18 protein-coding genes are annotated in these 19787 nt (G+C 70.4%); 5 read left to right on the plus strand and 13 right to left on the minus strand.

Features of this window, described 5'->3' with window-relative positions; translation table 11 throughout:
- The 8 genes from IEW07_RS19410 to glyA form a co-directional block, all read right to left on the minus strand.
- Positions 1-706, minus strand: a 706-nt coding sequence (locus tag IEW07_RS19410; RefSeq protein WP_229741990.1) for a chorismate-binding protein, incomplete at its 3' end; no start/stop codon positions are given.
- Between the two features lie 379 nt (positions 707-1085).
- Positions 1086-1973, minus strand: a complete 888-nt coding sequence (purU, locus tag IEW07_RS19415; protein WP_188540272.1) for a formyltetrahydrofolate deformylase — start codon at positions 1971-1973, stop codon at positions 1086-1088.
- Between the two features lie 10 nt (positions 1974-1983).
- Positions 1984-3384, minus strand: a complete 1401-nt coding sequence (locus tag IEW07_RS19420) for an L-serine ammonia-lyase (protein WP_188540250.1) — start codon at positions 3382-3384, stop codon at positions 1984-1986.
- The gene (locus tag IEW07_RS19425) at positions 3384-4061 is read right to left on the minus strand and encodes a sarcosine oxidase subunit gamma (protein ID WP_188540251.1); all 678 of its coding nucleotides are present in this window, start codon (positions 4059-4061) and stop codon (positions 3384-3386) included. The genes IEW07_RS19420 and IEW07_RS19425 overlap by 1 nt, the downstream gene beginning before the upstream one ends.
- Positions 4054-6969 carry a sarcosine oxidase subunit alpha family protein gene (locus tag IEW07_RS19430; RefSeq protein ID WP_188540252.1) on the minus strand — a complete coding sequence of 972 codons (2916 nt, stop codon included), beginning with the start codon at positions 6967-6969 and terminating at the stop codon, positions 4054-4056. The genes IEW07_RS19425 and IEW07_RS19430 overlap by 8 nt, the downstream gene beginning before the upstream one ends.
- A complete protein-coding gene (locus tag IEW07_RS19435) occupies positions 6966-7253 on the minus strand; it encodes a sarcosine oxidase subunit delta (protein ID WP_188540253.1) in 288 nt (95 codons plus the stop codon). Before IEW07_RS19435 ends, IEW07_RS19430 begins: the two co-directional genes overlap by 4 nt.
- 9 nt (positions 7254-7262) lie before the next feature.
- Positions 7263-8480: a sarcosine oxidase subunit beta family protein gene (locus IEW07_RS19440; protein WP_188540254.1), complete on the minus strand. Its 1218-nt coding sequence runs from the start codon at positions 8478-8480 to the stop codon at positions 7263-7265.
- On the minus strand, positions 8480-9772 hold the full coding sequence (gene glyA / locus IEW07_RS19445) for a serine hydroxymethyltransferase (protein ID WP_188540255.1): 1293 nt from the start codon (positions 9770-9772) through the stop codon (positions 8480-8482). Before glyA ends, IEW07_RS19440 begins: the two co-directional genes overlap by 1 nt.
- Before the next feature lie 151 nt (positions 9773-9923).
- Between glyA and IEW07_RS19450 the strand changes: the two genes are divergently transcribed.
- Entirely contained in the window at positions 9924-10607 is a 684-nt protein-coding gene (locus IEW07_RS19450; RefSeq protein WP_188540256.1) for a GntR family transcriptional regulator, read from the plus strand.
- Positions 10608-10777: 170 nt separating this feature from the next.
- Positions 10778-11443 (plus strand): GntR family transcriptional regulator, encoded by a 666-nt coding sequence (locus IEW07_RS19455; protein ID WP_188540258.1) that lies wholly within the window; start codon positions 10778-10780, stop codon positions 11441-11443.
- Between the two features lie 101 nt (positions 11444-11544).
- Here the strand turns inward: IEW07_RS19455 and IEW07_RS19460 are convergent, their stop codons facing one another.
- The 4 genes from IEW07_RS19460 to purU (IEW07_RS19475) all read right to left on the minus strand — a co-directional run bounded on the left by IEW07_RS19460 (position 11545) and on the right by purU (IEW07_RS19475) (position 16730).
- Positions 11545-12438, minus strand: coding sequence for a bifunctional 5,10-methylenetetrahydrofolate dehydrogenase/5,10-methenyltetrahydrofolate cyclohydrolase (locus IEW07_RS19460; protein ID WP_188540259.1), 894 nt, complete (start codon positions 12436-12438; stop codon positions 11545-11547).
- On the minus strand, positions 12435-13058 hold the full coding sequence (locus IEW07_RS19465) for a cyclodeaminase/cyclohydrolase family protein (protein ID WP_188540261.1): 624 nt from the start codon (positions 13056-13058) through the stop codon (positions 12435-12437). Before IEW07_RS19465 ends, IEW07_RS19460 begins: the two co-directional genes overlap by 4 nt.
- A gap of 216 nt (positions 13059-13274) precedes the next feature.
- A complete protein-coding gene (locus IEW07_RS19470; protein ID WP_188540263.1) occupies positions 13275-15767 on the minus strand; it encodes a GcvT family protein in 2493 nt (830 codons plus the stop codon).
- Between the two features lie 42 nt (positions 15768-15809).
- Positions 15810-16730, minus strand: a complete 921-nt coding sequence (purU, locus tag IEW07_RS19475) for a formyltetrahydrofolate deformylase (RefSeq protein WP_188540265.1) — start codon at positions 16728-16730, stop codon at positions 15810-15812.
- Between the two features lie 135 nt (positions 16731-16865).
- Between purU (IEW07_RS19475) and IEW07_RS19480 the strand changes: the two genes are divergently transcribed.
- From IEW07_RS19480 to IEW07_RS19490, 3 genes are all read left to right on the plus strand, one after another.
- Complete coding sequence (locus tag IEW07_RS19480) at positions 16866-17534, plus strand: GntR family transcriptional regulator (protein WP_188540274.1); 669 nt, start codon at positions 16866-16868, stop codon at positions 17532-17534.
- A 258-nt stretch (positions 17535-17792) separates the two neighbouring features.
- A complete protein-coding gene (locus tag IEW07_RS19485; RefSeq protein ID WP_188540267.1) occupies positions 17793-18101 on the plus strand; it encodes a DUF4193 domain-containing protein in 309 nt (102 codons plus the stop codon).
- Between the two features lie 163 nt (positions 18102-18264).
- Positions 18265-18708 (plus strand): hypothetical protein, encoded by a 444-nt coding sequence (locus IEW07_RS19490; protein WP_188540269.1) that lies wholly within the window; start codon positions 18265-18267, stop codon positions 18706-18708.
- Positions 18709-18873: 165 nt separating this feature from the next.
- Here the strand turns inward: IEW07_RS19490 and IEW07_RS19495 are convergent.
- The coding region (locus IEW07_RS19495; protein ID WP_188540270.1) for an NRAMP family divalent metal transporter at positions 18874-19787 on the minus strand (914 nt) is incomplete at its 5' end.

Raw genomic sequence — 19787 nt, forward strand, 5'->3', positions numbered from 1 at the left:
TGAGCACCGACTCCCCCGTCCGGCGCAGGAACAGCTCCGGGGAGAGGCTGGCCACCGCCCCGCCGGGCACGCGCAGGAACGCGGCGAAGCGCGGGGCCAGCGCCTCGACCCCGGCGCAGAACAGGTCCAGCGGGTCGCCCTCGAAGCCGGCCCCGAGGCTGCGGCAGATGTTGGCCTGGAAGACGTCGCCGTCGCGGATGTGGCCCAGGGTCCTGGCGACGGCGGCGGCGTGCTCGTCCCGGGAGGCGTCGGCCGTGAACGGCCCGCACCGGTAAGGTCGCGCTCCGCCCGTATCCTGCCGATCCGCGTCCGCCAGCGCATCGGCGACGATCATCGCGGTCTCCCGCACCCGCGCAGGGTCGGCGCCCGGCAAGGACTCCAGCACCCACTCCCCCGTGTCCGCGCGGCAGCGCAGGGCGTGGTCGTAGTGGGCCAGGTGGTGGTCAGGCAGCCCCCCGGAGCACGGCGGAGCCTCCGGCAGCTGCTCCAGCCGCCCGCCCAGTTGGTAACCGAGGTAGCCGATCCAGCCGCCGCCGAAGGAGCCGGGAGCACCGGGGTCAGTCCGGCCCGAGGTGTCCACGGCCTCGAAGGGATCCTCGTCGGCGCCCAGCACGTGCACGGGCCGGACTGCGATCAGGGCGTCACCGTGGTGCCAGTCCCCCAGCAGCGCCACCAGACCCGGCTGGTCCCGCAGCGCCCGCAGCATCTGCACCGGCGAGACCGTCGCCGGAGCGACCGTCGCGGAGAAGGCTGAGGAGGTCGAGGATGCTGTACCGCCGGCGGAAGGACGATCGTGGCCAATGGAAGCATGGTCGAGCGTCATCTGGTGCTGCTCCCTCCGGAGTGCCACTGTCGACGAGGAGGAAGGGCTGGACGGGCACCCCGCACAGAGCCGCAGGAGGAGATCTCACCGGCGACCACGTCGCGGATCACCCTCACCCATGGCACCGAACACCCCTCGGGATCTGAAGCATGAGTGGACGTGCTGTCCCACGCGGAGAACAACGGTGCGGAGACAGCATCCGGCGCCCCGGGGAGGTCGGAGTTCCACAGGGCGCCGGGAGGGGCTGCTCGCAGACCCCGGTTCAGCGCAGGACGACGGTCTTGGAGCCGTGCAGGACCACCCGTCCCTCGCAGTGCCACTTCACCGCATCGGACAGGGCCTTGCACTCGGTGTCGCGGCCGGCGGCCACGAGGTCCTCCGGGCCGTAGGTGTGGTCGACCTGCACGACCTGCTGGGCGATGATCGGGCCCTCGTCCAGCTCGGCATTGACGTAGTGGGCGGTGGCGCCCACGGTCTTCACCCCGCGCTCGTAGGCCTGGTGGTAGGGCTTGGCGCCCTTGAAGGAGGGCAGGAACGAGTGGTGGATGTTGATCACCCGCCCGGCCATCCGGGTGGCCAGCGAGTCGCTGAGCACCTGCATGTAGCGGGCGAGGACCACCAGGTCGATCTCCAGGCGGTCCACCAGCTCCAGCAGCCGCGCCTCGGCCTCGGGCTTGGTCTCCGGGGTGACGGGCAGGTGGTAGAACGGGATGCCGTGCCACTCCACCAGACGCTGGTGGTCGCGGTGGTTGGAGACCACCGCGACGATCTCCACGGGCAGCTCCCCGGTGCGGGCCCGGAAGAGCAGGTCGTTGAGGCAGTGGCCGAACTTCGAGACCATCACCAGCACCCGCCGCTTGGCCCCGTGCTCGCCCAGCTCCCAGCGCATCCCGAACCGTTCCGCGACCGGGGCGAGGTCCGCCTGCAGCGCCGCCCGGTCCAGGGCCTCGCCCGTGGCCGAGGCCACGTGGACGCGCATGAAGAAGTGCCCCATCCGCCGGTCATCGAACTGGGTGAGCTCCACGATGTTGCACCCGTGCTCGAGGAACACTCCGCTCACGGCGTGGACAATGCCCAGGGTCTCGGGACAGTCCAGGGTGAGCACCAGTTCGGTCGACGCCCCGGGGACGGTGTCCCGGTCGTTCTGCAGACGCTGCTCTTCAGCACTCAATGACGTTGACGGCCAAGCCACCACGGGAGGTCTCCTTGTACTTGATCTTCATGTCGTTGCCGGTCTCGCGCATGGTCTTGATGACCTGGTCCAGCGAGACCTTGTGTTCGCCGTCGCCGTGCATGGCCAGGCGGGCGGCGTTGACGGCCTTGGCGGCCCCGATGGCGTTGCGCTCGATGCACGGGATCTGCACCAGGCCCCCCACCGGGTCGCAGGTCAGGCCGAGGTTGTGCTCCATGCCGATCTCGGCGGCGTTCTCGACCTGCGCCGGGGATCCGCCCAGCACCGCGCACAGTCCGGCCGCGGCCATGGAGCAGGCCGAGCCGACCTCGCCCTGGCAACCCATCTCCGCGCCGGAGATGGAGGCGTTCTCCTTGATAAGGATGCCGATGGCGGCCGCCGTGAGCAGGAACTCCACCACCCCGTCCTCGTCGGCGTCGGCGATGAACCGGGTGTAGTAGTGCAGCACCGCCGGGATGATCCCGGCGGCCCCGTTGGTGGGCGCGGTCACGATCCGGCCCCCGGAGGCGTTCTCCTCATTGACGGCCAGGGCGTAGAGGTTGATCCACTCCATGGCGTGCAGCGGGTCGGAGACCGGCTGGCCCGTGGCCGTCGCGGTGGCCTCGGCCTCCCGCAGCCGGGCCCGCAGGGCCGGTGCCCGGCGGCGGACCTTCAGCCCGCCGGGCAGCGTGGCCTCGGTGCGGGTGCACCCGTTCTCCACGCACTGCTGCATCACGGACCAGATGTGCAGCAACGACGCCCGCGTGTCCTCTTCGGGCCGCCAGGACCGTTCGTTGGCGGCCATGATCCCGGCGATGCTCACCCCTTCGCGCCGGCAGTGCTCCAGGAGCTGGCCGCCGGTGGTGAACGGGTACGGCACCGCGGTGTCGTCGGCCACGACGCGGTCGGCGCCCGTGGCCTCCCCGTCGACCACGAAGCCGCCGCCCACCGAGTAGAAGGTCCGCTCCCGCACCAGCTCGCCCTCCGCGCCGTAGGCGAAGAAGGTCATGCCGTTGGGATGGGCCGGCAGGGACTTGCGCCGGTGCATGACCACGTCCTCGGAGCGGTCGAAGGAGACCGGGTGCGTCCCGGCCAGGCACAGCTGCCGGCGCTCCGTACTGGCCCGCACCTGGGCGTCGGCGGTGTCCGTGTCGACGGTCTCCGGGTCCTCGCCCTGCAGCCCGAGGATCACCGCCTTGTCGGAACCGTGCCCGTGGCCGGTGGCGCCCAGGGAGCCGTACAGCTCGGAACGGACTCTCACCACGGAATCCAGCAGTGCGTCCGCGCGCAGCCCGTCGGTGAACAGCCGGGCCGCGCGCATCGGGCCCACCGTGTGGGAGGAGGAGGGCCCGATGCCCACGGAGAACAGGTCCAGGACGGACAGCGCCATCAGGGCACCTCGGGGGAGGCGAACTCGGTCATCGCGTCCAGCAGCCACCGGGCGGTGTACTCGGCGAAGGACGCGCGCGGCATGATCCGCCAGGTCAGCTCCGCGGTCCGCCACAGCAGCACCTGCACCGGGCCCAGGGTCGTGGCCACGGCCGTGCCGACCGCGAAGGCCCGCGGGTGCAGGTCCAAGTGGCAGGCCTTCTCCAGCACGGCCCGGGCACAGGGCCCGGACAGCTCGAGCGTGGTGCGGTTGGCGGAGAGGTCCACAGCCTGCCCGGGCTCGGTGCCCAGGGCGCGGGCCAGCCCGGCGGCGGTGCCGGCGTCGTCGGTGCCCGCCTCTCGGAGGTCGCTCCCCGCGGGGCCGATCTCCGCGGGCCCCACGCCCTCGGGGCCCACGAGCAGGAACTCGTCGGGGCCGATCCACAGGATCGCAGTGGCCCCGGCGGTGCCGGTGACCTGGCCGTGGCCGGTCGGCAAGGGCATCCCGGCCACCGCAGTTACCGCCTCGGCTGCCGGTGTGCCGGGCTCCACCCGGATGCCCACCATGGTGAGGAACGGGATCTCGCGCAGGGCCACGCCCCGGTCCCCGGTCACGCCGGCGGCGGACATCTGCTCGTGCAGGTGGGACAGCGGGCTGCGGCGCAGGGCGGTGATGTCGGTCAGGAGCTGCTCAGCCATCTCGGCGGTTCCCTTCGGGGTCGTAGAGCACGGGTTCTGCGATGACGACGTCCACCAGCTGTCCGTCGAGCGGGGCCTGGAGCGTCTCACCGATGCGGTTGCGGCCGTTCTCGACCAGGGCGAGCCCGAAGGTCCGGTCCAGGGCGGCGCTGCGGTAGCTGGAGGTGACGTGACCGACCATCGGCACGGGGCCCTCCTCCGGAGTGATGGGGGTGCCCGCCTCCACCAGCTGGGCGCCCTCCGGCAGCCGGAACGTGGTGTCCACCGGCAGGACCGCCACGAGCTGCTTGCGGTCGTCGCTCGTGGCGGACGGGCGGTCGTAGGAGCGCCTGCCGATGAAGTCCTTGGTCTTGGACACCACCCAGTCCATGCCCAGGTCCTGCGGGGTGACGGTGCCGTCGGTGTCCTGCCCCACGATGGGGAAGGCCTTCTCCGCGCGGAGCACGTGCATGGTCTCGGTGCCGTACGGGGTGATGCCGAACTCCTCCCCGGCCGCGGCCACGTCCTCCCAGACCGACAGTCCGTACCAGGAGGACACGTTGATCTCGAAGGCCAGCTCGCCGGAGAAGGAGATCCGGCAGACCCGGGCGGGGATGCCGGAGGCCAGCACGGTCTCGCGGAAGGCCATGAACGGGAACGCCTCGTTGGACACGTCCAGCTCCGGGGCCAGCTTGGCGATCACCGCTCGGGACTTCGGGCCGACGACGGCCACCGTGGTGTACTGCTCGGTGACGGAGGTGAACACCACGTCGAGCTCCGGCCACTCGGTCTGCGACCACTCCTCGAGCCACTCCAGCACCTTGGCCGCGCCACCGGTGGTGGTGGTCATGAAGTAGCGGTCCTCGTCCAGGCGCAGGGTCACCCCGTCGTCGAAGACCATCCCGTCCGGGGTGCACATGACCCCGTAGCGGCCCATGCCGGGCTTGAGCTTCTTGAAGGCGTTGGTGTAGACGCGGTTGAGGAACTCCCCGGCGTCGGCCCCGCGGATCTCGATCTTGCCCAGCGTGGTGGCGTCCATGAACCCGACGCCCTCCCGCACCGCGGCGCACTCGCGCAGCACGGCCGCGTCCATGTCCTCCCCCGGCTGCGGGTAGTACCAGGGGCGCTTCCACTGCCCGACGTCCTCGAACAGCGCTCCGTGGGCGACGTGCCAGGGATGGATGGAGGTGACTCGGGCGGGGTCGAACAGCTCCCCGCGGCGGCGGCCGGCCAGTGCGGTGAAGGCCACCGGGGTGTACGGGGCACGGTAGGTGGTGGTGCCGATGCCCCCGAGGTCCTCGTTGTTCAGCGCGGCGGCGATGACGCCGATGGCGGTGACCCCGCTGGTCTTGCCCTGGTCGTTGGCGGTGGAGATGGAGGTGTAGCGCTTGACGTGCTCCACGGACCGCATCCCGGCCCCGACCGAGCGCAGGACGTCGGCGACGGTCTGGTCCCGCTGGAGGTCCACGAAGTGGTGGGTCCAGTCGGAGGGCTCGCCGTCGGGTCCGGGGACCAGCCACAGCGGCCGGACCGGTGCGGACTCCTCGCTGTCGGCCTGCGGGGTCCGGGGCTGGACCTCGAAGCCGGCACGGGTCGCTGCCTCGGTGCCGGCCAGCGCGCCCTCGGTGAGGCACCATGCCAGGTCGGTGGTGCCGTTGACCGATCCCGCGGTGTGCTGGTCGCGCACCGGGGCGGCGGGCACGAACGCCGCCAGGCGCTCGTCCCAGGTCAGCTTGCCCTGGCGCTGGCTGTGCAGGTGCACCACCGGGCTCCACCCGCCCGAGACCGCCAGGAGGTCAGCCTCCACGGTCGTGGTCGGGCCGGTCAGCCGCCCGGACTCGTCGATGCCGCTGATCGTCACCTCGCTGAGCCGCCCGTTCTCGCCGTCGCCGGCGGTGTCCACCACGGCGCTGCCGGTGAACAGGGCCACCCCGGTGGTCCCGGCGGTGGCGGTGGCCGCGTCGCCGAGCTCGGTGCGGGAGTCGACCACGGCGGCCACCTCGACGCCCGCGGCGGCGAGGTCGGCCACCAGCGTGTAGGCGGAGTCGTTGGTGGTGGCCACCACGACCCGCGTCCCGGCCGCCACGGCCCAGCGGTTGAGGTAGGTGCGCGCCGCCGAGGCGAGCATGACGCCGGGCCTGTCGTTGTTGGCGAACACGATCGGCCGCTCGTGGGCGCCGGTGGCCAGGACGACCTGGCGGGCCCGGACGTGCCAGATGCGCTCGCGTGAGATCCCGGCCCCGGGGGCGGTGCCCAGGTGGTCGGTGCGCCGCTGGACCGCGACGACGTAGTTGCTGTCATAGTTGCCGAACGCGGTGGTGCGGTGCAGGACCGTGACCTCGGGCTCGGCCTCGAGGGCCGCCAGCGTCTGCTGCACCCACTCGTGGGCCGGGAGCCCGTCGATGGTCTCCCCGCGCCCGGAGAGCAGGGACCCGCCGGCGGCGGGCTGCTCGTCCATCAGGATCACCCGTGCACCGGACCGAGCCGCCTCGCGGGCCGCGGCGAGACCCGCGGGCCCGGCCCCGACGACGAGCACGTCGGTGTGGACGTGCTTGTGGTCGTAGTAGGCCTCGTCCTTGGCCGGGTCCAGCTGCCCGAGCCCGCGCAGCCAGGTGGCGGACAGGCCCTCGGTGAGCTCCACCGTGGTGGCGGGGAGCATGGACTCGTCGACGTCGGTGGTGGAGCGGGCGGCGACCTTCACCAGCGCGTTGGGCTCCTCCACCCCGGCGGCCAGGATGCCCCGGGGGCGGCCCAGGTACATCGAGTCGCCGCAGGCGATCCTCCCCGCGGCCAGCAGGGCGGAGGCCAGGGTGTCACCGGCGTACCCGGTGAGCTCCTGCCCGTCGACGGTGAAGCGGACGGGCGTGCTGCGGTCGAGGCCGGGGGCGGCGACGCGCTCGGCGGGGAGACGGTGGGACTGGACGCTCACTGGGCACCTCCGAGGGTGGGCTGGGGCTCGCCGATCCGGTAGACGGCCTTGATCTCATAGGTCACGGTGTCGCGCACGACGTTGAACCAGCGGCGGCACCCGGCGGTGTGCGCCCAGCGCTCCGCGAGCAGGCCCTTGGGGTTGTTGCGGTAGAACAGGTACTCCGCCCACTCCTTGTCGGAGAGCTGGGAGGGGTCCTCGGGATAGGGCACGTGGGCCTCCCCGCCGTACTGGTACTCGGTCTCGTCGCGCGGCCCGCAGTTGGGGCACTCGATCAGCAGCATGGTCGTCTCCTAGTGGGCCACGGCGGCGGCGCCGTGCTCGTCGATGAGGACTCCGGTCTCGAACCGCTCCAGCGAGAAGGGCTCGTTGAGGGAGTGGGGCTCGTCGGTGGCGATGGTGTGGGCGAAGGCGTAGCCGGCCCCGGGGGTGCCCTTGAAGCCGCCGGTGCCCCAGCCGCAGTTCACGTACATCTGGTCCACCGGTGTCTTGGACACGATCGGGGAGGCGTCGAGAGTGACGTCGACGATCCCGCCCCAGGTGCGCAGCACGTGCGCCCGGGCGAAGATCGGGAACAGCTCCACGGCCGCGGCCATCTGCTCCTCGATCACGTGGAAGGCACCGCGCTGGCCGTAGCCGTTGTAGGCGTCCACGCCCGCCCCCATGACCAGCTCGCCCTTGTGGGCCTGGGACACGTAGACGTGGACGTGGTTGGACATCACCACGGTCGGGTGCACCGGCTCGTGCAGCTCCGAGACCAGGGCCTGGAGGGGGTGGGACTGGATCGGCAGGCGGAACCCGGCCAGCTCGGCCAGCACCGAGGAGTGCCCGGCCCCGCAGAGCCCGACCTTGCCCGCGTGGATCGTGCCGCGGGAGGTCTGAACCCCGACCACCCGGTCGCCGTCCTTGAGGAAACCGGTGACCTCGCAGTTCTGGATGATGTCCACGCCCATCTCGTCGCACTTGCGCGCGAACGCCCATGCCACGTGGTCGTGCTTGGCGATCCCGGCCCGCGGCTGGTAGGTCGCGCCCATCACCGGGTAGCGGATGTCGTCCCCGATGTTGATGATCGGGCACAGCTCCTTGACCTGCTCCGGGGAGATCCACTCCGCGTCGATGCCGTTGAGCTTGTTCGCGTTGACCCGGCGCACCGACTCGCGCACGTCGCCGAGGGTGTGGGCGAGGTTCATCACCCCGCGCTGGGAGAACAGGAAGTCGTAGTCGAGCTCCTCCGGCAGCCGCTCCCACAGCTTCAGCGAGTGCTCGTAGATCGCGGCGGACTCGTCCCAGAGGTAGTTGGAGCGGATGATCGTGGTGTTGCGAGCCATGTTCCCGCCGGCCAGCCAGCCCCGCTCCAGCACGGCGATGTTCGTCATGCCGTGGTTCTTGGCCAGGAAGTAGGCGGTCGCCAGGCCGTGGCCCCCGCCGCCGACGATCACGGCGTCGTAGGAGGTCTTCGGGTCGGGGTTGTGCCAGAGGAAGTCGGGGTGCTCGGGCAGCAGGTCAGCCATCAGGAGACTCCGTTCAGGGCCGGGACGGACAGGTTCGGGTAGAGCGGGAGAGCGTCGGTCAGGGCGGAGACCCGGTCCCGCAGGCCGCCCAGGTCGGCGTCCGGGGCGGCGATGAGGGCCTCGGCGATGATGTCCGCGACCTCCGTGAACTCCTCGGCCCCGAAGCCGCGGGTGGCCAGGGCCGGGGTGCCGATCCGCAGCCCGGAGGAGACCATCGGCGGACGCGGGTCGAAGGGCACCGCGTTGCGGTTGACCGTGATCCCGATCCGGTGCAGCCGGTCCTCGGCCTGCTGGCCGTCCAGCTCGGAGTGGCGCAGGTCCACCAGGACCAGGTGCACGTCGGTGCCGCCGCTCACCAGGGAGATCCCGCGCGCCATCACGTCCGGGGACAGCAGCCGGGTGGCCAGGATCTTCGCGCCCTCCAGGGTGCGGGCCTGGCGGTCGGCGAACTCCTCGCCGGCGGCGTACTGGAAAGCCACGGCCTTGGCCGCGATGACGTGCTCCAGGGGGCCGCCCTGCTGGCCGGGGAAGACCGCGGAGTTGATCTTCTTGGCGTACTCCTGCTTGCACAGGATCACCCCGCCTCGTGGGCCCCCGAGGGTCTTGTGGGTGGTGCTGGTCACCACGTCCGCGTACGGCACGGGGTTGGGGTGCAGACCGGCGGCGACGAGGCCGGCGAAGTGGGCCATGTCCACCATCAGGTAGGCCCCCACCTCGTCGGCGATGGCCCGGAAGGCCGCGAAGTCCAGCTGCCGGGTGTAGGCGGACCAGCCGGCCACGATGAGCTTGGGCCGGTGCTCGAGCGCGAGCCGCTCGACCTCGGCCATGTCGATCCGGTGGTCGGCCTCGGAGACCCCGTAGGCGGCGACCTTGTAGAGCTTGCCGGAGAAGTTCAGCTTCATCCCGTGGGTCAGGTGCCCGCCGTGGGCCAGGTTCAGCCCCAGGATGGTGTCCCCCGGGTCCAGCAGGGCGGACATGGCCGCGGCGTTGGCCTGGGCGCCGGAGTGCGGCTGGACGTTGGCGTGCTCGGCGCCGAACAGTGCCTTGAGGCGGTCGATGGCCAGCTGCTCGATCACGTCCACGTGCTCGCAGCCGCCGTAGTAGCGCCGGCCGGGATAGCCCTCGGCGTACTTGTTGGTCAGCACCGACCCCTGGGCCTCCATCACGGCCACGGGGGCGAAGTTCTCCGAGGCGATCATCTCCAGCGTGGACTGCTGACGGTGCAGTTCCGCGTCGATGGCCGCCGAGACCTCAGGGTCGGCCGAGGCGAGGTGAGTGGTCAGATCCGGCATCCCGAAGCTCCTAAGACTAGTGATCAGTTTCTCATACAGAGTTGATATATCAGATGTAGTTCTACGGTATGCTAGCCGTCACAAGGGTGTCAATGGGTTACTGAGACCCAGCTCACCCACCAGAGGTCCGCCGGGAACCAGGAGCGAGTTCATGAGCGTCATCGCCATCACCGGACATGTCGGCAAGGCTCCCCCGTCGCTGGCCGATCAGGCCTACAACGACCTGCGGGACCGCCTGACCATGCTGGAGATCCGCCCCGGCGACCCGCTCAACGACGGGCAACTGGCTGCCGAGCTGGGCATCGGGCGGACGCCCGTGCGAGAGGCGATCAAGCGGCTGGAGACGGACCACCTCGTGGTGTCGTACCCGCGCCGCGGCACGTTCGCGACCAAGGTGGACATCACCGAGCTGTCCGACGTGTCCGAACTGCGCCGCCACCTCGAGCCCCTCGCCGCACACAAGGCCGCGCTGTCAGCCCCGGCGGACGTCCGGCGTCAGCTGAGGGCACTGGTCGGCACCCTCGGGGACCTGGCGGAGGGCGCGCCGACGAGACAGGCCCTCCTGCGCACCGATCTGGCGGTCCACCGCTTGGTCTACAGGGCGGCAGGCAACGCGCACCTGGAGGAGGCACTGGTGCGGCTGGACAATCTCGCCACACGCATCTGGTGCCTGGTGCTGGATCGGACGCCCCTGCTCTCCGGACAGGTTCACGGACATGTCCACGAGCATGTGGACCTCCTGGAGGCGATCCTCGCCGGGCAGGGCGAACGGGCCGCCCACCTGGCGCTGCAGCACGTCGCCGACTTCGAAAAGACCCTGCGGACCGTCCTCTGACTCCTCGACGGCCGCCGGAGGCACGTAGGGTGATCGCGTAGTCATATATGGCGCATGTACCAACAGCCGGTAGCTGGTATGGGAGATAGGGTGGAGGTCCGGAGCCTTCCATGGAACGGCGTCCGACCACTGCAGCTCCCCGACGCGACCGAAAGGCGTGGAACGCCGCCATGCCCCTCACCACTACCGGAACCCAGAGCCACCCCCTCTCGCTGGCCGACCAGGCGTTCCTCCAGCTGCAGGACCGGCTGATCTTCCTCGACATCCCTCCGGGGATGCCCCTCAACGAAGCTCGCCTCGCTCAGGAACTCCACGTGGGGCGAACGCCCCTGCGAGAGGCCATCAAGCGGCTCGAGTCCGAGCACCTCGTGGTCACCTATCCGCGGCGCGGGACGTTCGCCACCACTGTGGACATCACAGCCCTGTCGGAGATCTCCCAGGTGCGGGAGGTGCTGGAGCCCCTGGCTGCTCGCCTGGCGGCGGAGCGGAGAGGCGGGGGCGCTCGACCACAGCTGGAAGAGCTCCGCGAACGCATGGCAGCGCAGGGAAGCGGGCCGCTGGGCAGGGACGAGGCCCTGCGCTGGGACATCCGCATCCACCGGGCCATCTACCTGGCATCCGGCAACTCCCACCTGCAGGTCACCCTCGAGCGGTACAGCAATCTGGCCACGCGCATCTGGTGCGTGGTCGCCGACCGCCTGCCGGAGCTCCAGGAGCACATCAGCGTCCACGACGCCCTGCTCACAGCTGTCCTGGAAGGGGATGCCGAGCAGGCCGGCACCATCATGTTCCACCATGTCCGGGACTTCGAGACACACATCCGCCAGGTGCTCTGACCGCGTCCGGCCCCTGTGCTTCCGGCAGACAGGAAGAGGGATCCGCGACACCTCGGTGTCACGGATCCCTCTTCCCGGCAGTCCGTCCGTCGCTTCGGGGGTCAGGACGGACTTCCGGCCCTCACCACCCGGGATGACGGCATCGCCTCGCTCAGCTGCAGCGCTGCCTGCGTCGTGTGCAGCACGAGCAGGGCCGTGGTCACCGTGCCGACACCCCCGGGGACCGGGGTCAGGGCCGAGGCCACCTCCGCCGTCGAGAGTGGCTCGACGTCACCGACGAGTTCCCCGCTTTCTGAGACGTTGGTGCCGACGTCGATGACCACCGCCTCCGGGCGTACGTGGTCGCCAGTGACGAGGCCAGGTCGTCCCACCGCAGCGACGACGATCTCGGCCTCGCGCGTGTATCGCTCCAGAGGCCGGGAACGGGAGTGGCAGACGGTGACGGTGGCATCGCGCTGGAGCAGCAGCTGGAGCAGGGGCTTGCCGACGACCGCTGAACGGCCGACCACCGTGACGTGCCGGCCCGTGACGGGCACTTGATAGTGCTCCAGGATCTCCACCACCGCCCGAGCGGTTGCAGGGGCGAACGCCTCCAGGCCGACGCTGAGCCGGCCCAGGCTCACAGGGTTGGCCCCGTCGATGTCCTTGTCGGCACTGATGCCGGCCATCAGCTCGTCGGCGTCCACCCCCGGCGGCAGCGGTGTCTGGAGAATGATCCCGTGCGTGCTCTCGTCCGCGTTCAGGCGGGCGAGAGCGTCGGTGATCTCCTCCGTGCGGGCCTCGGGGCCCAGATCGACGACCGCGCAGTTCACGCCGGCCTTCTCGGCCGCCCGGGCGATGGAGCGGACGTACCAGAGGGTGGCCTCGTTGTCGGTGGCCACCACCACGGCAAGCCCGGGAACCACCCCGCGCCGGCGCAGCGCGTTGATGTTCTGCTCGGTCTCGGCCCGCAGCTTCAGTGCGACAGGAGCTCCGGTCAGCGGGAGCGCGGTCATGCGGCGACCTTCTCCCGCACGCGGTCGGACACGGTCTGGGCCGAGACGCGGGCGTCGTCAGCACGGCGGACTGCTTCCTTGAGCTCCGCCTGCGTCTGCTGGTCCGTGATCGCGCTGATGTTGATGTCCAGGGTCACCGCGGCCGTGGCGATGGCCGCCCGGGCGGCCTCGGAGGCGGCAGCGACATCGCTGATCACGTTGGGGTTGCCGAACTCCGCCAGCTCTCGTCCCAGTTCGATGATCTCCGCTCCCAGCTCGATCAGAGCCTGCGGCGGGGCCGCCGCCGCGACGGTGGCCTCCTGAATGGCCTGGGTCCGAATGGCGCGCTCCGCCGGAGAGGTCGAGGAGAGGCGATAGGCGGCGATCACTGCGGCGAAGGCACTTTCGTCCTCGTCGGCCACCCGCAGCGCCGCGGGGATGATCTCGTCGGCGCGGGCGGCGATCCTGTGGGACCGGTGCTCGTGCTCGGCGTATTTGGCTCCTGTGGTGTACCGCGCCACCATGGCGATCAGGGCGGCTCCCTGGGCGGCGTGCAACGCTCCGGCGGCCCCGCCTCCCGGGGTGGGTTCGCGAGCGGACAGGCGTTCCAGATAGTCGTTGATGGTTTCCGAACCGATCATGGTCTGGCCCCTTCGAAAAGCGTTGACGGACGTTGCAGAGTGTTGAGCCTGGGCTGCGGCCCTGACCCCGTGGCGAGGGAGGGCCAGGGCCGCAGGTCTGAGGCAGGTCCCGCCCAGGGGGCGAAGTCCTGCAGGTGGACTGCGGCCCCGACCCCGTGGCGAGGAAGGGTCAGGGCCGCAGGTCTGGTGGAGACGGTGCTGCGAGCCGACGCGAGGTCAGCCGCGCAGGCGCTTCATCTCCGGGTCGTAGAGCGGGTCGGCCGTCACCGTGGCGGGGATCCGGGTGCCGAAGTATTCGATCTCCACCGTGTCGCCGATCTGCACCGAGGACGGCAGGTAGGAGTAGGCGATCGGCTTGCCCACCGTGTAGCCGTAGGCGGCACTGGTGACGTAGCCGGCGGGCCGGCCCTCGTGGAAGACCGGTTCCTTGCCCAGCACGACGGACTGCGTCCGGTCGATGACCAGGCACCGCAGCCGCCGGTCCACGGTGTCCTCGCTGAGGCCCTCCAGTGCCTCCTTGCCGACGAACGACTCCTTGGCGCCGCTGACGGCGAAGGACAGCCCGGCCTCGTACGGGTTGTGCTCGGTGGTCATGTCCGCACCCCAGGACCGGTAGCCCTTCTCCAGGCGCAGGGCGGAGAAGGCCGCCCTGCCGGCGGCGATGATCCCGTGGCGCTGTCCCGCTTCCCACAGCACGTCCCACAGGCGCTGGCCGTTGTCGGCGCTGGTGTAGATCTCCCAGCCCAGCTCGCCCACGTAGGACAGGCGCATGGCGGTCACGGGCACCCCGCCGATGCGGGCCTTCTTGGCGCGGAAGTAGCGCAGGCCCTCGTTGGAGAAGTCGTCGTCGCTGATGGCCGAGACCACCTCGCGCGCCAGCGGACCCCACAGGCCGATGCAGCAGGTCCCGCCGGTCGTGTCCCGCACCTGGACCCAGCCGCCGGGCACCGCGCCCTCGGTCTGGGCCCGGGCCTCGCGGGTGAGGTAGGCCAGGTCGATGTTGCCGTTCGCGCCGACCTGGAACGTCTGCTCGTCCAGGCGGGCGACGGTGACGTCGCTGCGGATCCCGCCTCGCTCGTCCAGCAGCAGCGTGTAGGTCACCGCGCCGGGCTTCTTGTCGAGGTTGCCGGTGCTCAGCCGCTGCAGCAGCGCCAGGGCTCCGGGGCCTGAGACCTCCAGGCGCTTGAGCGGTGTCATGTCGTACATGGCCACGGCCGTCCGGGTCTTCCACGCCTCGACCGCGGCGATGGGAGAGTTGAACATCTGCGCCCAGGCGTCGCGGACCGGCGGGCGCCACTCGGTGGGCAGGTCCTTCAGCAGACGCGCGTTGGACTCGAACCAGTACGGCCGCTCCCAGCCACCGGACTCCAGGAAGTAGCCTCCCAGTGCCTTCTGACGGGCGTGGAAAGGGCTGACCCGCAGGTCCCGCGGGGACAGGCGCGGCTGCAGCGGGTGGAGGACGTCGTAGATCTCCACGAAGTTCTGCTGCGAGGTCTCGCTGACGTAGGAGGGGCTGAGCTGGACCTCCTCGAAGCGGTTCACGTCGCACTCCCCCAGGTCCGTCTCGGAGCGCCCGGTGGTGATCAGTTCGGCCATCGCCTTGGCGACGCCGGCGGAGTGGGTGACCCACACCGCCTCGGCGACGTAGAACCCGTCGACCTCCGAGGACTGGCCCATCAGGGGGCCGCCGTCGGGGGTGAAGGAGAAGACGCCGTTGAACCCGTCCTCGATCTCGCTGCTGCGCAGGCCTGGCAGCAGCTGCTGGGAGGCCTCCCAGGCCGGCAGGAAGTCCTCGGTGGTGAACTCCAGGCGCGAGGGCATGTGGTGCTCGTTGATCTCCTGGGGGGCGTAGACGCCCAGGTCGTCCAGGTCCACCGGCATGGGCCGGTGGGCGTAGGAGCCGATGCCGTAGCGCTCGCCGTGCTCGCGGTAGTAGAGGTCCTGGTCCTGGAAGCGCAGGATCGGCAGGCCGGCGCCGTTGGGCAGTTCGTTGCGGCCCTTGAGGTCGGCGACCGGCGTGGTCTTGACGTACTGGTGGGCCAGGGGAAGCAGGGGCACGTCCATCCCCACCATCTGCCCGATCTTGGGGCCCCAGAAGCCGGCGCAGGAGATGACGATGTCGGCAGGAATGACCTCATGGGTGGTGCGCACGCCGGTGACACGGCCGCCGGCCTGCTCCACGTCCACCACCTCGGTGGAACCGCAGTAGGTGACCCCCGCCTCGGTGGTGCGCTGGATCAGCAGCTGCACGGCGCGGGCCGCCAGCGCCAGGCCGTCGCTGGGGACGTGCAGACCGCCGAGCAGCAGGTCCTCGTCGAGGAGCGGGTAGAGGGCCTTGCACTCGGCCGGGTCCAGCAGCCGCCCCTCGATGCCCCAGGAGGCCGTGTACCCGTGCTTGCGGTGCAGGTCCGCCCACCGGGTCTCGGTGGTGGCCACTTCCAACCCGCCCACCGGGTTGAAGCAACTGGTGCCGTTCTGCTGGAGGGACTTCAGCTTCTCGACGGTGTAGTCCGCGAACGTGGTCATGGTCTTGGACGGGTTCGTCTGGAAGACCAGCCCCGGGGCGTGGGACGTGGAGCCGCCGGGCATGTTCAGCGGGCCCTGGTCGAGCACGGTGATGTTGTTCCAGCCTCGGGCGACGAGCTCATCGGCCAGGTTGGTACCGACGATCCCGGCGCCGATGATGACGATGCGCGGTGAACGGGACATGAGTTTCTCCTGAGATAGGTGCGGTGAGGAATCGATCGGTGGTCAGCGGAAGACGACGGTGCTGGTCCCGTCCAGGACCACGCGGTGCTGGCAGTGCCAGCGGACCGCGCGGGAGAGCGCCAGGGCCTCGGCGTCCTGGCCGACCGTGGAGAGCGCGCGGGGATCGTGGGTGTGGTCGACGCGGATGACCTCCTGCTCGATGATGGGTCCCTCGTCGAGGTCGGCCGTGACGTAGTGGGCGGTGGCGCCGACGAGCTTCACGCCCCGGTCGTAGGCCTGGTGGTAGGGCCGGGCACCCTTGAAACCGGGCAGGAAGGAGTGGTGGATGTTGATGGCCCGGCCCTCCAGCGCCCTGCAGAGGTCGTCGGAGAGGATCTGCATGTAGCGGGCCAGCACGACGAGGTCGATCCGGTGCTCCTCCACGAGGGCCAGGAGCCGCTGCTCCGCGCTGTCCTTGGTCTCGGCAGTGACCGGGACGTGGAGGTAGGGCAGTCCGGCGGCTTCGGCCATGGGGCGCAGATCGTCGTGGTTGGAGACCACCAGGGCGATCTCACCGCCGAGACCGCCGGCCCGCCAGCGGAAGATCAGGTCGTTGAGGCAGTGCCCGCTCCTGGAGACCATGACCAGCAGCCGCGGCGGGGTCGGGTCGTGGAACTCGTAGCTCATGCCGAACTGCTCGGCGATGGCGGAGAAGTCCTGCTCCAGCCCTTCGCGGCCCAGCTCGGGGGAGCCGGTGAAGGCGGTCCGCAGGTGCACCACCTTGCGCACGGGGTCGTCGAACTGCTGGTGCTCCTTGATGTTGCACCCCTTGTCGAGCAGGAACTTCGTGACGGCGTGGACCACCCCGGGCTGGTCCGGGCACCTGCCGGCGAACACGAACTGGGAGAGGATCCCGCCGGTGGTGGCACCCGAGGGCGCCGGCTGGATGCCGATCGACGCCTCGACCTTTTCGACAACGGTCATGGAAACCTCCTGAGAACATGTACACCTGAAGTGTGCGACTTATATATTAGAGTTTCATGTAGCGTAGGTAACACCCGTCCACCGGTCAAGGGTGTGCTGGAAATTCATCTGGGAGGGCTCGTGGCAGTGAGCAGCATGGGGGCAGAGCGGACAGCACCGCGGCGGGCGTCGTTGGCCGACACCGCTTACGAGGCCCTCCGCGAGCAGCTGCTGAGCCTGCAGATCCGTCCCGGAGAACCCATCAACGACGAGGTCCTGGCCAAGAGCCTGGGCATGGGACGCACACCGGTGCGGGAGGCCTTGAAGCGCCTCGAGGTCGACCGTCTGGTGGTGAGCTACCCCAAGAGAGGGACCTTCGCCACGCGCGTGGAGATCACCGATCTGGCGTACGTCTCCGAGATCAGGATGCAGCTGGAGCCGCTGGCCGCCGCTCGTGCCGCGCGCGTAGCCACCCCCTCCATCCGCGCGGAGCTGGCGGAGATCCGGGAACGGGTCGGCGCCTTCGACATCGAGCGCGCCGGCGTGACGGAGATTCTGGCCTGCGACGCCATGGTGCACCGCGCCGTCTACCGGGCAGCAGGCAATCCACACCTGGAGGACACCCTCATCCGCTACAACAACCTCGCCACCCGAATCTGGTGCCTGGTGATCGACCGGCTGCCGCGCCTGACCGAGCACGTCCACGAGCACTTCGAACTGCTGCAGGCAGTCATCGACGGGGACGAGGACAGGGCTTCGGAACTGGCTCGGCACCACATCGAAGGTTTCGAAGCCGCCGTGCGCTCAGCGCTGTTCGCTGCGTGACGGGTCGCCCTGCGTGCGGCAGGACCGCTCCACCCCGCCGTTGACGACCCATGCTTCCCGGCGGTTCCGGAGGGCACCAGGGCGCAGGAGACCGATGCCGCCCCGCCGGGACGACGGCGATTTCTCGTGGCCGGCCTGCAGAGGGACTCCGGGCTCGGCGGTCCGCACGTCGTGGGGATACACTCTTGTCTTTTCCGTGCAGGGCTCTCCTGCACGGCAGCCCCTTCTTCCCCCTTGTCCAGGAGGACCCACCACAGCATGGCCACCACCGATTACGACGCCCCGCGCACCCGGCCCGAGGACGAACCGGCCAACGAGTCCCTGGAAGCGATCCAGGCCCAGCGCAGCGCCACCGTCCAGACCGCCGTCATCGACGCCGAGGACTTCGACACCGCCGAGGGCATCGACCTGCCCGGAGCCGACCTCTCCCACGAGGAGCTCACCGTGGCGGTGATCCCCGAACAGCAGGACGAGTTCACCTGCGCCTCCTGCTTCCTGGTCCGCCACCGCTCCCAGCTCGCCCACCAGAAGGGCGACGCGAAGCACTGCACCGACTGCGAGGACTGAGCCCTCCCCCGCCCCCGGGCGGCCACCACGGCCCAGGCCCCCGGCGCACCGTGCGCCAGGGCGCGCACCGGCCCGGCATGGGGCCGGCAGCAGCATCGTCGCCCCTCGTCCGCCCCACCATCGGCTCGTGCCAGGAGCATCCCTGTTGAGTGTGAAACAGTCCTTGATCGGTTCCGTGTGGGGCCGATCGCCCTCTGCCGCCCCGGTCCGCGTCTTCGCCGATGTGGCCCAGGTGCCGCGCACCCCGGCACCCCGGTGGTGGAACCACCCGGTGGCGGTGATGTACATGGTCGTCCTGTGTGCGGCCGTCTGTTTCGTGGTGCCGGGCTTGCCCGCGCTGACCGGGCCGGCGGTGATGGTGGCCGGTGTGGGCCTGGCGTCGGTGGCAGAGCTCAATCACCGGCGGTGGGCCGCCGATCGCGCCCATGCGGCCGAGGAGGCAGTGTGGGTGGCCGCTCAGAGCGGGTACCACGTGGAGTCCGCCGACGGGATCCTGTGCTGGAGGGACGCCGAGCAGGCGAGGACTGCCACGCTGGAGCATCGTGAGGGCTGGTGGCATCTGAGCCTGTTCGGCACCGGCACCTCCACCGTTGACGACGCCCGTTGAACGCAGCGCCTCGGACCCGGGGGTTGTCCTTGGGCATGCGCCGGGCCGGGGCGGTGATCGTTCCACCACGAGCGGGGGCACCGGTGTCCAGGGGAAAACCAGCGTAAAACGACGGGGGCGGGACCACATCAGTGGTCCCGCCCCCGTCGTCGTGCGGTGGTGGTGTCAGAGCAGGGTGGTGAGGAGCCGCACGCAGGTGGCCAGGATCGCGGCCAGGCCGAGCAGGCCCAGGGCGGTCTGCCACCAACGGTTGACGTATCGGCCCATCACGTCGCGGCGGGTGGCCATGACCAGCAGCAGGATGCCCAGCAGCGGGGCGACGATCACGGTCAGTGCCTGGGCGGTGATGATCAGCTGGATCGGGGAGCCCTGGGCGAGCAGGGTCACTGCCAGGCCGAAGGCCAGGACCACGCAGATCATGGCCTTGACCCGGTGCCGGTCCAGCTTGTTGCCCCAGCCCAGCGTGTCCGAGATGAGGGTGCCGCCGGCGGTGGCGTTGGCGATCATCGAGGAGAACGCCGCGCCGGTGAAGCCGAGGCCGAAGACGGTCGCGCCGACCGGTCCGGCCAGCGGCTCCAGGACACTGGACAGATCCGCCAGGGTGGCGGCGGTGCCGTTGGTGGCCTGCAGGGCGGTCGCCGCCACGACGATGACCAGGATGGTCATGAGGCCCGGGGCGACGATGCCGGGGATGGTGTCGGCCAGGGTGGTGGCCCTGTACTGCTCGGGGCGCAGGCCCCGCTCCCGGGAGGCGTAGCCGGTGTAGAAGGCGGCGTTGATGGAGAAGTTGGTCCCGACCAGGGCCACCAGCAGCATCCCGGCTCCCGGCGGCAGGGAGGGGATGAAGCCGTCGGACACCTCGACCCAGTCGGGCCGGGTGAGCACCGCCGAGGCGAGGAACCCGAAGGCCATCAGCGCGATGATCGCCAGCAGCCCGCGCTCGAAGACCTTGTAGTAGTTCGGCGCCCAGGCCACCACGCCCACGAGCACCGTGCAGGCGAGGGTCCACAGGGTCGGGGAGCCGCCGAAGACCATCGACATCCCCAGCCCGGAGCCCACGGCGTTGCCGACGGAGAACA

The sequence above is a fragment of the Kocuria dechangensis genome, assembly GCF_014636775.1.
Classification (GTDB): Bacteria; Actinomycetota; Actinomycetes; order Actinomycetales; family Micrococcaceae; genus Kocuria; species Kocuria dechangensis.